General features: G+C 67.1%; 13 protein-coding genes. 10 read left to right on the top strand and 3 right to left on the bottom strand.

The features are described from left to right. The first annotated feature begins 93 nt into the window (after positions 1-93). The 6 genes from hflK to VN11_RS16365 all read left to right on the top strand — a co-directional run bounded on the left by hflK (position 94) and on the right by VN11_RS16365 (position 5846). Positions 94-1227, top strand: a complete 1134-nt coding sequence (hflK, locus tag VN11_RS16390) for an FtsH protease activity modulator HflK (RefSeq protein ID WP_006463285.1) — start codon at positions 94-96, stop codon at positions 1225-1227. Next, positions 1224-2087, top strand: a complete 864-nt coding sequence (gene hflC / locus VN11_RS16385; protein ID WP_006463283.1) for a protease modulator HflC — start codon at positions 1224-1226, stop codon at positions 2085-2087. Before hflK ends, hflC begins: the two co-directional genes overlap by 4 nt. Positions 2088-2154: 67 nt before the next feature. Next, complete coding sequence (locus VN11_RS16380; protein ID WP_005410640.1) at positions 2155-2340, top strand: DUF2065 domain-containing protein; 186 nt, start codon at positions 2155-2157, stop codon at positions 2338-2340. Positions 2341-2716: 376 nt separating this feature from the next. Then, entirely contained in the window at positions 2717-4009 is a 1293-nt protein-coding gene (locus tag VN11_RS16375) for an adenylosuccinate synthase (RefSeq protein ID WP_006463282.1), read from the top strand. A 680-nt stretch (positions 4010-4689) separates the two neighbouring features. Then, positions 4690-5046, top strand: a complete 357-nt coding sequence (locus VN11_RS16370; protein ID WP_053450503.1) for a hypothetical protein — start codon at positions 4690-4692, stop codon at positions 5044-5046. A 155-nt stretch (positions 5047-5201) separates the two neighbouring features. Continuing rightward, positions 5202-5846 (top strand): hypothetical protein, encoded by a 645-nt coding sequence (locus VN11_RS16365; RefSeq protein WP_053451364.1) that lies wholly within the window; start codon positions 5202-5204, stop codon positions 5844-5846. Positions 5847-5949: 103 nt separating this feature from the next. On the opposite strand, the gene VN11_RS16360 is transcribed toward VN11_RS16365, so the two are convergent. Together VN11_RS16360 and VN11_RS16355 are read right to left on the bottom strand one after the other, a co-directional pair. Continuing rightward, complete coding sequence (locus VN11_RS16360; protein WP_053450502.1) at positions 5950-6594, bottom strand: M23 family metallopeptidase; 645 nt, start codon at positions 6592-6594, stop codon at positions 5950-5952. Positions 6595-6598: 4 nt separating this feature from the next. Continuing rightward, the gene (locus VN11_RS16355; protein ID WP_053450501.1) at positions 6599-7558 is read right to left on the bottom strand and encodes a L,D-transpeptidase family protein; all 960 of its coding nucleotides are present in this window, start codon (positions 7556-7558) and stop codon (positions 6599-6601) included. 235 nt (positions 7559-7793) lie between these two features. Between VN11_RS16355 and VN11_RS16350 the strand changes: the two genes are divergently transcribed. After that, positions 7794-9917 (top strand): methyl-accepting chemotaxis protein, encoded by a 2124-nt coding sequence (locus VN11_RS16350; protein WP_053450500.1) that lies wholly within the window; start codon positions 7794-7796, stop codon positions 9915-9917. Positions 9918-9986: 69 nt separating this feature from the next. Here the strand turns inward: VN11_RS16350 and VN11_RS16345 are convergent, their stop codons facing one another. Next, positions 9987-10418, bottom strand: a complete 432-nt coding sequence (locus tag VN11_RS16345; RefSeq protein ID WP_053450499.1) for a hypothetical protein — start codon at positions 10416-10418, stop codon at positions 9987-9989. Positions 10419-10526: 108 nt separating this feature from the next. Here VN11_RS16345 and VN11_RS16340 point away from each other — a divergent pair, with 108 nt between their 5' ends. From VN11_RS16340 to VN11_RS16330, 3 genes are all read left to right on the top strand, one after another. Further along, positions 10527-11249 (top strand): AraC family transcriptional regulator, encoded by a 723-nt coding sequence (locus tag VN11_RS16340; RefSeq protein ID WP_006463165.1) that lies wholly within the window; start codon positions 10527-10529, stop codon positions 11247-11249. 82 nt (positions 11250-11331) lie between these two features. Continuing rightward, positions 11332-12699 (top strand): amino acid permease, encoded by a 1368-nt coding sequence (locus VN11_RS16335; RefSeq protein ID WP_053450498.1) that lies wholly within the window; start codon positions 11332-11334, stop codon positions 12697-12699. A gap of 102 nt (positions 12700-12801) precedes the next feature. Then, positions 12802-13212, top strand: a complete 411-nt coding sequence (locus VN11_RS16330; RefSeq protein ID WP_053450497.1) for a VOC family protein — start codon at positions 12802-12804, stop codon at positions 13210-13212. Positions 13213-13252: the final 40 nt, after the last annotated feature.

Raw genomic sequence — 13252 nt, 5'->3', positions numbered from 1 at the left:
CCGATCCGCCCCATCTTGTATGATCGGTAATGGTTTCACGGCTGGCGCCGCGGGAAGGGCCCGCGCCGCAGCCCACATCTTGATGGAGCGTGCATGGCCTGGAATACACCCGGCGGCAACAAGGGCGGACAAGGCCCCGAGGACAATCGACGCGGGCCGTTCGGGTCGCGCGGCGGTGGCAATGGTGGTGGCTGGGGCGGACTGCCCGGGCCGCTGAAGGACCTGTTCGACGGCGGCATCATGCGTTGGGTGGTGGCAGCCGTGGTGCTGCTGGTGCTGTTCTCCAGCTTCCAGCTGATCGGCGAACAGCAGCGTGGCGTGGTGCTGCGCTTCGGCCAGTTCTCGCGGATCCTGCAGCCCGGACCGAACTTCAAGCTGCCGTGGCCGATCGAATCGGTCACCAAGGTCAACGCCACCGAGATCAAGACGTTCTCGATCCAGGTGCCGGTGCTGACCCGTGACGAGAACATCGTCAACGTCTCGCTGAACGTCCAGTACCGCATCGACGACCCGCAGCAGTACCTGTTCGGCACCGTTGATGCCAACCAGGTGCTGGAGCAGTCGGCGCAGAGCGCGGTGCGTGAGGAAGTTGGTCGCGCCGACCTCAATGCCGTGCTGAACAACCGTGGCCCGCTGGCCGTGGCCGCCGAAGAGCGCCTGCAGGCGCTGCTGAAGGCGTTCAAGACCGGCCTGACCGTGACCGGCCTGACCCTGCAGGACGCCCGTCCGCCGGAGGAAGTGAAGCCGGCCTTCGACGAGGTCAACGGCGCCCAGCAGGTCAAGGAACGCCTGATCAACGAAGCCCAGGCCTACGCCGCCAAGGTCGTGCCGGAAGCCCGAGGCCAGGCCTCGCGTGCCCGTACCACCGCCGAGGGCTACAAGCAGGCCGTGGTGTCCAAGGCCGAGGGTGACGCGCAGCGCTTCAGCCTGTTGCAGGCCCAGTACAAGGACGCCCCTGAAGTGACCCGCAAGCGCCTGTGGCTGGAGACCGTGCAGCAGGTGCTGAGCGAGAACCGCAAGGTGATCGGTGGCGATGGCCGCCAGCTGATCTACGTGCCGATGACCGGCGATACCCGTCCCAGCACCTCGGCCCCGGCCGCAGTGGCGAACCCGGACGTGGTGATGCCGTCGCTGCCGGGTGCAGCGGCGGAAGCTTCCCGTGATCCGGGCCGGCCGGTGGGCCGCCCGACCGGGCGACCGAGCGGCCGTGAGGAGGGCAGCCGATGAAGAGTCCAATCTGGATCGCCGTGATCGTGGCGGTGGCGCTGGGCCTGCTCGGCTCGGTGTACGTGGTCCGCGAGGACCAGACTGCCATGGTGCTGAACCTGGGCAAGGTGGTGCGTTCGGACATCAAGCCGGGCCTGCACTTCAAGGTGCCGGTGGTGGAAACGGTGAAGGTCTTCGACCGCCGCTTCCAGGTGCTCGACACCGCCCCGGCGCGCTACTTCACCGCTGAGCAGAAGGACGTCAGCGTCGACTTCTTCGCCATCGGCTACATCTCCAACGTGGGTGACTACTTCCGTGCCACCGGCGGCGATCCGCGCATCGCCAATGCCCGCCTGGCCCCGATCATCACCGACTCGCTGCGCAACCAGATCAACTCGCGCACCCTGCAGCAGCTGGTCTCCGGCGACCGCAGCGAGCTGATCGCCGAGCAGCTGAAGGGGATCAACGAGGCCGTGGCCGGGCTGGGCATGCAGATGATCGACCTGCGCATCAAGCAGGTGGACCTGCCGACCGACAGCCAGGTGATCAATGATGTGTACGAGCGCATGCGCGCGCAGCGCAAGCAGGAAGCGGCCAAGCTGCGTGCGGAAGGCGAGGAACAGTCGCTGACCATCCGCGCCCAGGCCGACCGTGACAGCACCGTGCTGATCGCCGAAGCCGAGCGTGATGCACAGCGTCTGCGCGGTGAAGGCGATGCCGATGCCGCCCGCATCTACGGCAAGGCCGGCTCGGCCGACCCGTCGTTCTATGCCTTCTACCGCAGCCTGGAGGCCTACCGTGGCTCCATGACCGACGGCAATGGCGTGATCGTGCTCGACAAGAACGACCCGTTCCTGCAGTACCTGAAGAACGACCGCTGAGGTCGCAGGGCATTACCCCACGGGGCCCGGCCAGATGCCGGGCCCCGTGCTTTTTCCGGAGTCCCCCATGAAAGATCTGTTCGCCGCCGTCTGCCTGGTGGCGGTGCTGGAAGGCCTGTTCCTGTTCGTTGCCCCGTTCGCCTGGAAGCGCATGGCCGAGCGCCTGCTGGACCTGCCCAGCCCGGCCCTGCGCAGCTTCGGCGGGCTGGTGCTGCTGGCCGGGCTGAGCCTGCTGTGGTGGGCCCGGCATTGAAAGGGTAGTGCCGGCTGCTGGCCTGGGATCGCCGGCCAGCGGCCGGCACTACCGGGAGGCGCCTGACCGGCCGGTACATGCGTGGCCCGGCTCTGGTAGATGCCAACCTTGGTTGGCATTGCCGGCCAGCGGCCGGCACGACCGGGCGGGGCGGCTGACCGGCCGGTGAAGCCGCCCGTCGGAAAGGTGGCACCCGACCCCGGAAACCCGGATAATGCACAAAAGCCGGACGGGCCTCCCCGTTCGGCTTTTTCCGTGTCTGGGCCTTCCATCGCCGGCCGCTCCCCGTTTGGAGCCGCCTTCCAAGTGCTGGCCAGCCCCGCCACGGTTTACCCGTCCGCGGCCCCGATGGCCGCAACAAATCGAGGAGCCCGTCATGGGTCAGTCTGTCGTAGTGTTGGGTGCCCAGTGGGGCGATGAAGGCAAGGGCAAGATCGTCGATCTGCTCACCGAGGAAATCGGCGCCGTGGTGCGCTTCCAGGGCGGCCACAATGCCGGCCACACCCTGGTCATCAATGGCAAGAAGACCGTCCTGCACCTGATCCCGTCGGGCATCCTGCGTGACGATGCGCTGTGCCTGATCGGCAACGGCGTGGTCATCTCGCCGGCCGCGCTGCAGAAGGAAATCGCCGAGCTGGAAGCCTCCGGCGTCGAAGTGCGTTCGCGCCTGAAGATCTCCCCGGCCGCGCCGCTGATCATGCCGTACCACATCGCCCTAGACCAGGCGCGCGAACGCGCTGCCGGCGGCAAGGCGATCGGCACCACCGGCCGTGGCATCGGCCCGGCCTACGAAGACAAGGTGGCGCGCCGCGGCATCCGCATCGCCGACCTGCACTACCCGAAGCAGCTGGAAGAACTCCTGCGCACCGCGCTGGATTACCACAACTTCGTGCTGACCAAGTATCTGAACACCGATGCGGTCGACTTCCAGAAGACATTCGACGAAGCACTGGCCTTCGGCGAATACGTGCAGCCGATGAAGTCCGACGTGGCCGGCATCCTGCACGACCTGCGCAAGCAGGGTAAGCGCGTGCTGTTCGAAGGCGCGCAGGGTGCGCTGCTGGACATCGACCACGGCACCTACCCGTACGTCACCAGCTCCAACACCACCGTCGGTGGCGCGCTGGCCGGTTCCGGCGTTGGCGCCGATTCGATCGACTACGTGCTGGGCATCGCCAAGGCCTACGCCACCCGCGTCGGCGGCGGCCCGTTCCCGACCGAACTGGACGACGAAGTCGGCCAGGGCATCCGTGACCGCGGCGCCGAGTACGGTGCCTCGACCGGTCGCCCGCGTCGTTGCGGCTGGATGGACATCGTTGCGCTGAAGCGCGCCGTGGCCATCAACGGCATCAGCGGCCTGTGCATCACCAAGCTGGACGTGCTGGATGGCATGGAAAAGCTGAAGGTCTGCATCGCCTACGAATACAACGGCAAGCGCACCGAGTACGCCCCGCTGGACGCTCAGGGCTGGGAAGACTGCACCCCGGTGTACCTGGAGTTCCCGGGCTGGAGCGAGAACACCCACGGCATCACCAACTGGGACGAGCTGCCGCCGGCCGCACGCGCCTACCTGCGTTCGCTGGAAGAGCTGGCCGGTTGCCCGATCAGCATCGTCTCCACCGGCCCGGACCGCGACCACACCATGGTCCTGCAGGATCCGTTCGCCTGACGCAATAACGTTGTTCAATTGAGAGAAGAACGCCGCGACTCCCTGTGGGGTCGCGGCGTTTTGTTTTGGGCCGGAGCAATCTTCGGCGGCCCGTGCGGGCTCCAGTAGTGCCAGCCCATGGCTGGCAGAACCGAAGCCACCAACATGTCGCTTTCAGCGCGCCAATTCGGCCGACCACGTCAAATTCTGCCAAGCCACACATCCCTCATGCTCCCCGCATACAACTTCTGGTAAGCGATAAACGTCACGCGCCATTCTGAAGTCAGAGTTGATCGCGTCACCGCACGTCGCTCCCATCCGCGCACCAGCACAGTCGCGCCTGTTCCTGTCGCATCCACCATTCCCCGGGCATGCAACACTTCGCCCTGCGCTCTCGATTCATCCGAACCTTTCGGATTTTTTTCATTGAATCGAGCATGCAGGCGTAGACACCATGGCGCGCCACCGGAAAAGGGTGGCCGGGCGTGCAAACCCGAGATAGGTGTTACTTACGCTTGCCAGCCGGCACCGTCCTGAAGCGGTGCCGGCTGGCAATCCGTCGGCCTTTATGGCGGGCGGTGCGTGGGGGTCTTCGGACCCGCCGGTCATTGGTAACTATCTATCCCGGTTTGCAACCCGCACCGTCCGCCACCCGCTTCCGCGCGGTGGCGCTGTTAAGTACAGCCACGGAAGCCGACGCCATGACCAGTCGCAAGACCCCGCCGTTCCATGTTGTTGAGCCCATCAACGACGACGCCAATCCCGCCGACGATCTCAGCACGTTCCAGGGCTGCCTCACCCGCATCCGTGATGGCGAAGGCTCCGATGGCATGTTGTGGCCGGAGGAGGCCCTGTCCGACGGACGACGTCAGTCCCTGGCGCGGATCGACCGTGCCGCCGTGGGCATCCTCACCGCGGTGGAGATGCTGCATGCGGCCAACCGTTGCGCCACCATGGCGACGCCGCGCAGGCACCTGGACGAAGGTGTGGTGGAAGGGCTGTTCTTCGCCTGCCGCGAACTTGCCGAGCTGGTGTGCAGGGAAGTCAGGCCGGCCTGACCTCCTTTCGCATGTGCGATGCCCAGCCTCGCCATCGGGCGAGGTACCGGGTGTGGGCACGCGCTGCTTTGCGCCGGCACTGTGGGCACGCGCAGTTCTGCGCTACGTTGTGGCCAATGCCAGCAGGGATGCAGCGCGATGACCGGGGGTTCGGCATGAAAGGCGAGACGGTCGCACGGGTGGCCCTGTGGCTGCTGTGGAGCCTATGGGCGCTGGCCTGCATCGTGCTGCTGCTGGGCGCAGCCGCCAACCATCTGGCCTCGCGCACGCAGACCCTGTCACTGGTGCTGCAGCCGGGCGCCTCGGCCGAGATCACGGTCTACCGCTTCATCGATGATCCGCTGCGCCTGCGGCTGCGCTATGCGGGCGATGGCCTCGAGCCGTCGATCGATCCGGAGGTGCGCCTGCGCGCTGAAACGCCGACCGATCGCAATGAGTTCCGCGCGGATACGCGCTCACCTTCGGCAACGGCCGACGTCATTCGTGCACTGGAATCGGTCGAGCCCGACCGCTTCGCCGCCTCGTACTTCGGCTACGGCCGCGGTGATGCATTGCCGCGTGGCCGTTCCTGGCTGCGGCTGACCGTGCTGGCGGTCGACCCGGCGCTGGCTGGCCGTGCGGCCTCGGTGGACCTGCTGCCGCCGATGGACGTGCTGAAGCTGACCGACCTGGACTACCTCTGGCTGTGGCCGTTCTTCTTCTGGCAGCCCGTGGCACTGCTGTTGCTGATTGCCGGCGGCGGGCTGGCGGCTGCCAGCATCGCGCTGCGGCGCTGGCGACGCCGTCCTCCACCCCGGTAGCGCCGGGCCATGCCCGGCAGTGCACTTGCCAGATACCCAATATGGGCAGGATCGTACCCAAATCGGGCATCACTGCGACTGGCTCTGCCACGCGGCAGACGCGCTAGCCTCCCGCCCGCAGCAGCGGGTATGGATTGATCGACTCGCCTTTCCACCATTGCCTCTCCGGCCCCAGCACGTGCACCTCGAAATGCAGGTGCGGGGCCTCGGCGCTGGCATTGCCGGTGCTGCCGACGTAGCCGATCACTTCCCCGCGCTTGATCACCTTCTTTTCCGCCAGCCCATCGGCATAGCGTTGCAGGTGGGCGTAGTAGTAGCACCAGCGTCCGCTGTGTTCGAACTGGTAGATCGTCAGGCCGCCGCGCTCGCTGTCGAACAGCTTTTCCACGGTGCCATCAGTCACGGCCAGCACCGGCGTACCGGCGTCGGCCATGATGTCGATGGCATCGTGTACGCGCCCTTCGCTGCGTGCATCGGTGAAGGTGTCGCGCAGCTGCGAGGCTTCGATGCCCTGTACGGGCAGCAACAGGCCGGTTGGCGTGTCGCCCGCGTTGGCCGACGGTGCCACCGATGCGGAAGGCGCTGCATCCACCTGCGGAGCTGCAGGCGCCTTCACCGGCGTTGCAGCCACTGCGGGTTGCGGGGCAGGCTGGGCAACGGCCACCGGCTGAGCCACATCCCGGCGCAGCCACCAGCCAGCACCCAGGCCCAGCAGCACGCCCAGCACGATCAGCTGCGAAAGACGCATCGCATCACTCCTGCATCACGACGGGAACGGAGGTATCCACGGCATCGGCTACGCGCAGCGCATCCCAGTTGGTCATGCGCACGCAGCCATGCGATTCGGTCTTGCCCACGTGGCCGGGCTCGGGCGTGCCGTGCAGGCCATAGTGCGGCTTGGACAGATCGATCCAGACCCGGCCCACGGGATTGTTCGGGCCCGGCGGCAGCGTGGCCTTCTTCTCGCCCTTGCGCGCATCCCAGAACAGCTTCGGGTTGTAGTGGAAGGGCGGATCGCGATACACGCCGAGGATCTTCCATTCACCGATCGGCAGCGGGTCATGCTGGCTGCCCGAGGACACCGGCACCTGCGCAATCACCTTGCCCTGCGCATCCAGCAGCTGCAGCGTGGAATCGGATTTGTCGACCACGATCTTCGTGGCCTTCGGCAATGCAGCCGGTGCGATGTTGGGGACCTGGATGCGGCTGCCCGCCTTGGCCAGATCGACGCCGGGGTTGAGCACCTTCAGCAGTTCCGGCGAGGCGTGGAAGCGCTCGCCGAGGGCTTCGGCCACGCTGCCGTAGCCCAGCGATTTCAACTTGGCCTGTGCGGCCGGTCCTTTGGGAATCGCCTGGAAGGGGCCGGCCACATCCTCGGCGGTCAGGGTGTAACTGGCCAGCGGCCCAACCGTATCGGCCTGCAGCGCTTTCCAGGTGGCGTCGTCCAGTTCCCCCGTCACGGTCAGCCCGCGCGCTGCCTGGAAGCCGGATACCGCCCTGCGCTGGTTGCTGCCCACTTCCCCATCGATCTGGCCCGGCGAGAAATTCGCGCGATCCAGCAGCACCTGGGCGTGCAGGGCAGAGCGCGGCGCGGTATCGGGTCCGGCCTTCTCGGCAATGGGCTCGGGCAGCTGGGCCGGCGGCGGCACCTGCGCGAAGACGGGGTACACCAGCAAGGACAGGGCGAGCAGGGCGGGGCGGGGTACGGGCATGGAGGACTCCGGCAGATGGCAGCTCTACCCTGCCCGGAGAGGCTGCGCAGCCCCCGTGAAAGCGACCTGATGCCGGCATGAGCGGGGCAGCCCCGGCTTGGCCCGGGCCCTTGTCGCAGAAGCGCCGTGCGTGCCATCACCAAGGTGAACGGCTGCCGACGCCCGTGCGTGTTGCCGATCAAGAATGCCGGCGGCGCGGCCGATACGGGCGCATCCCCCCGTTTTGGATGTACCGATGAACTACTTGAGGAATGTCAGGGTTGCCTGGCGTCTTGGGCTGGGCTTTGGCCTGTTGTTGCTGCTGGTCGCCGCCGTGGTGGCCACGGGTGCCACCGCCAGCGTCGTGCAGAAGCGCGCGATGCAGCAGGTGGTCGATGTCAGCGTGGCCAAGGTGCGGTTGCTGTCGCAGATGCTCGATGCCAACAACCAGATGATGGTGGTGCGCCGCGAGATGCTGATCCGCCAGGGCGATGACCGTGGCCACGACGAGCAGCGCATTGCCGATCTGGTCAAGCGCTATGAGGCCAGCTGGTCCGCCTACCAGGCGCTACCCAGCGATGCCGACGGCAAGGCCATTGCTGAAACCATCGCAGCCAAGCGCGCCCTCGCTCGCCCGCTCAACAAGCAGACCAGCGAGTTGATGGAGCAGGGTGACTATCCCGGCGCGGTGGCGCTGACCCTGGGCCCGGTGCAGGAAGCGGCCAACGGCTGGAACAAGGCGCTGTCCGACGGTGTGGACTTCGAAGAGAAGGAAAGCCGTGATGCAGCCGCCGAGGCGATCCGCCTGGGCGAGCGCAGCCTGCTGCAGCTGCTGGTGCTGGGCGGCGTTGCATTGCTGGTTGGCATTGCTGCCTCGGTGATGATCGGCCGCAGCCTGACCGGTCCGCTGGCGCGCGCAGTGAACCTGGCCGAGCGCCTGGCCAAGGGCGAGCTGGACCAGGAATTCCGGCTTGGCGGTCGGGACGAATTGACCCAGCTGGGCCAGGCCATGGCCAGTGTGCGGCAGAGCGTGCAGGCCGCGATCGGCGCACAGCTGCAGATGGCCGAGCAGCACGAGGCGGGCGCGATCCGCTATCGCATGGATGCCAGCGCGTTCCCGGGTGATTTCGGACGCATGGTGCAGGCCACCAACAGCCTGGTCGAATCGCACGTGCAGGTGGAACTGCTGATGGCCGAGGTGATGCAGCGCTACGCCATCGGTGACCTCAGCCGTGACCTGCCGGACTACCCGGGCGAGAAGGGCGCGCTGACCCGCACCCTGTCCGCCGTGAAGCAGAGCCTGATGGCGATCAACGCGCAGATCGATGAACTGGCCCGCGCCGCGCGCGCCGGCGACTTCAGCATGCGCGGCGATGCCGCCGCATTCCAGTACCAGTTCAAGGCGATGGTCGAGCATCTCAACGGCATGATGGCCAGCTCGCAGGCCAGCATCGCCGATGTCTCCGACGTGCTGCGCGCGATCTCGCATGGCGACCTGACCGCACGCATGGACGGCGAGTACGACGGCGTGTTCGCGCGCATGCGCGACGACGCCAACACCACCACCGCGCAGCTGACCGGCATCGTGCGTGGCATCCAGGTGGCGGCCGACAGCATCAACAACGCCGCGCAGGAACTGGCCGCCGGCAACAACGACCTGTCGCGCCGCACCGAGCAGCAGGCGGCCAACCTGGAAGAGGCCGCTGCATCGATGGAGGAACTGACGTCCACCGTGCGCCAGAATGCCGAGCTGGCCCGCCAGGCCGACAGCGAAGCACACGCCGCCGGTGCCGCGGTGCGCGAGACCGAACAGGCGATGGCACAGATGGCCTCGGTGATGGGCGAGATCGACCAGTCGTCGGCCCGCATCTCGGAAATCTCCACGGTGATCGATGGCATTGCGTTCCAGACCAACATCCTCGCGTTGAACGCTGCAGTCGAAGCCGCCCGCGCAGGCGAGCAGGGCCGTGGCTTCGCCGTGGTCGCCAGCGAAGTGCGCACGCTCGCGCAGCGCGCCGGTGTCGCCGCCAAGGAGATCAAGGAACTGATCGAAGATGCTGCCGCCAAGGTGAAGAGTGGCCTGGCGGTGACCGTTGAATCCGAAGCTGCGATCGCACGCGTGGCCCAGGCCAGTTCGCGCACCACGCAGTTGATGAGCGACATCGCAGCCGCCAGCAAGGAACAGGCGGCCGGCATCGAGCAGGTCAACCAGGTGGTGGTGCAGATGGATCAGGTCACCCAGCAGAACGCTGCGCTGGTGGAAGAAGCCACCGCCGCCAGCCGCGCGCTGGAAGAACAGGCGCATGCGCTGACTACGTCGGTGTCGGTGTTCAAGGTGGAAGGCGCAGCAGCTTCCGCCGTGCCACGTCGCGCGGCCTGAGCACGTCACTTCCGTTGAAATTGTGCGGCCGCAGGGCACTGCGGCCGCGTTCCGGTGGATGGCTCGCGATCAGCCACTGGCGCGGGTGCGCGCCGCCTTCTTCGCCGCCGCTTTGCGCACACTCTTCTTCGCGGCACGGGTCTTGGCTGCCTTCTTCGCGGCCGCACTGCGCGAAGCAGCGGTGCTGGCCTTCTTTGCCGCTGCCTTGCGAGCGGGAGCCTTCTTTGCGGCGGTCTTCTTCGTTGTGGCCTTGCTGGCAGTCGTCTTCCTGGCTGCCGACGTCGTGGCCGATTTCTTTGCCGGTGCCTTGCTGGCAGTCTTCCCGGCACTCTTGCGCGCGCTGCCGCTGCGCTTGCCACCCCCATCCTGCTTGTTCACCGTGGCCCAGGCGATGCGCTCGGCCGTGCCTTCGCTGGCACCGCGCTGGCGCTCGCTCTCTTCGATGTGCTCGGCCTGGCGCTTCTGCTTGTCGGTATAGGCGGATTTGTCACCGCGTGGCATGGCAGGGTCTCCGGTGGGGGCTGGCCCCCACGGTGGCCCTGGCGGCGTTAAGCACAAGTCCCGCAAGGGTGATCGCACCGGCAAGGCCGCCTCGGCTATGCTTGCCGCATGCGAGTCGAGCCCGCCGACATCGAAGCCCTGTTCGACGCCATTCCGGATGTGCTGTTCTTCATCAAGGACCGCCAGGGGCGTTACACCCACGTCAACCAGACCATGCTGCGGCGGCTGGGCCTGCGCGCGCGCAAGGATGTGATCGGGCGTACCGCGGCCGAGATCTACCCGACCGGGCTCAGTGCGGACTATGTCGACCAGGACGCCCGCGTGCTGTCCGGCGAGGTGATCGAGAACCTGATGGAGCTGCACCTGTTTGCCAACCGCGAACCGGGCTGGTGCCTGACCTGCAAGCGCCCGCTGCTGGTCGATGGGGCCATCGAGGGCCTGATCGGCATTTCCCGCGACCTTGGCCAGAAGGACAGCCTCGGCACCCAGTACGAGCAGCTGCGGCTGGCCCTGGCCCACCTCAATGCGCACTACGCCGAGAACGTGCGCATGCAGACCCTGCTGGATATCACCGGCTTCTCGCTGTCCAAGCTGGAGCGCAGCTTCCGCAAGGTGTTCCAGATGACCCCGCAGCAGGTGCTGACCCGGCTGCGGATCCAGATGGCCATGCACCTGCTGCATGGCGACGACAGCATCGCCTGCATCGGCCAGGCCTGCGGTTTCAGCGACCAGAGCGCCTTTACCCGCAAGTTCAAGGCTGAAACCGGTTTCTCGCCGCGTGCCTATCGGGCCCGAATCGGTGGCAACGTCGGCGAGCCGGCCCTGGCCTGAGCCGCCTGCTGCGCTGTGCCTATCCCCGTGGGCATGGGACAGGGTAAGGTGTCGCCCCTGTAGCCCGCCGCCAGCCCTGCCGATGCCCAATTCGATTCCGACCGCTTCGCCGTCCCGCCTCGGACATTCGCTCAAGCCCCGCCAGCTGATCATGATGGGCCTGGGCAGCGCCATCGGCGCCGGATTGTTCCTCGGCTCGGGCGTGGGTGTGCAGGCGGCCGGTCCGGCGGTGCTGGTGTCCTATCTGGTCGCCGGTGCGCTGGTGATCATCGTAATGAACGCGCTGGGCGAGATGGCGGCGGCCAAGCCGACCAGCGGTGCGTTCTCGGTGTACGCCGCCGACGCCATGGGCGCCACGGCCGGCGCCACCGTCGGCTGGCTGTGGTGGGTGCAGCTGGTGATCGTGATCGCCGCCGAGGCGGTGGGTGCGGCTGGCCTGCTGGCCACGGTCTGGCCATCGATACCGGTACCGATGGCGGCGCTGGCGTTCATGCTGTTCTTCACCGCGATCAACCTGCTCGGGGTGAAGAACTTCGGCGAATTCGAGTTCTGGTTCGCCATCCTCAAGGTGGTGGCGATCCTGGCGTTCATCGCCATCGGCGTGGCGCTGCTGATGGGCTGGCTGCCCCAGGTGACCTCACCGGGCCTGAGCAACTTCACCGAGCATGGCGGCTTCGCACCGAAGGGGCTGGCCGGCATCGGTGCAGCGCTGCTGGTGGTGGTGTTCGCCTTCGGCGGTACCGAAATCGTGGCCGTCGCCGCCGCTGAAACCGAAGACCCCGAGCGCAGCATCGCGCGTGCCATTCGCACCGTGGCCTGGCGCATCCTGGTGTTCTACATCGGCTCGCTGAGCGTGATCATCGCCGTGGTGCCGTGGACCAGCGAAGCGCTGAAATCGCCGTTCGCCGCGGTGCTGGATATCGCCCGTATTCCGGGTGCGGGCACCGCCATCACCCTGATCGCGGTGATCGCGCTGCTGTCGGCGCTCAATGCCAACCTCTACGGTGCCTCGCGCATGATGTATTCGCTGGCGCAGCGCCGCGAAGCCCCGGCCGTGCTCGGCTGGACCGATCCGCGCCAGGTCCCGGTGGTCGCCGTGCTGGCCAGCGTGCTGTTCGGTTTCGCCGCCACGGTGATGGAACTGCTGTTCCCGGACCGGGTACTGCCGGTGCTGCTGAACATCGTCGGTTCCACCTGCCTGCTGGTGTGGACGCTGTCGCTGGTCTCGCAGCTGGTGCTGCGCCGCCGCGCGGATCGCCTGGGCACGCGCCTGCCGTTCCGCATGGCCGGTTTCCCGTGGCTGACCTGCTGCGCGCTGGCGATCCTGGCGCTGATCTTCGGCCTGCTGCTGAGCGAATCGCATACCCGCCTGCAGTTCCTGTCGATGGTGGCACTGACCGCCACCATCGCCGCTGGCAGCGCCATCGCGCGGCGGATGCGCGAGGCGTGATGAAGCTGCCGGCCAGCGGCCGGCACTACCACGGGGGCTGCACATCGGGCGTGCGATGCTGATTGTGTGGGCCGTTACCGGCCCGTCGAACAGGAGTACCGCATGCTGCGCAGCCGTCCGTTCCTGATGTTTACCGGCCAGGCCGAAGCCGCCCTGGCCCTGTATGCCGAGGCCTTTGCCGATTTCCGGCTGCTGGCGCTGCAACGCCACCCGGAGGGGCCCGGTGCCGGCGTGCCCGGCCAGGTCCGCCAGGCCATCTTCCTGCTCGGCGGCACCCACTACCTGTGCTTCGATAGCCTCGATGTGCACGGTTTCACCTTCACCCCGTCCATCTCGCTGTTCGTGGAGTGCTCGGGCGCCGAGCAGTTCGAGCGCGCGGCGCGCGTGCTGGGCGAGGGCGGCCATTGGCTGATGCCGGTGGGCGACTACGATTTCAGCAACCGCTACGGATGGGTGCAGGACCGCTTCGGCGTGTCCTGGCAGTTGAGCCTGGGGCAGATGCCGGACCCGTGATCGGATCTTTGTGGGTGTGGACCTTGCTCCACAGACCCTT

It is taken from the genome of Stenotrophomonas maltophilia (genome assembly GCF_001274595.1).
GTDB lineage: Bacteria > Pseudomonadota > Gammaproteobacteria > Xanthomonadales > Xanthomonadaceae > Stenotrophomonas > Stenotrophomonas forensis.
The sequence above is the reverse complement of the archived record's forward strand: the minus strand, read 5'-3'. Positions and strand labels throughout refer to the sequence as shown.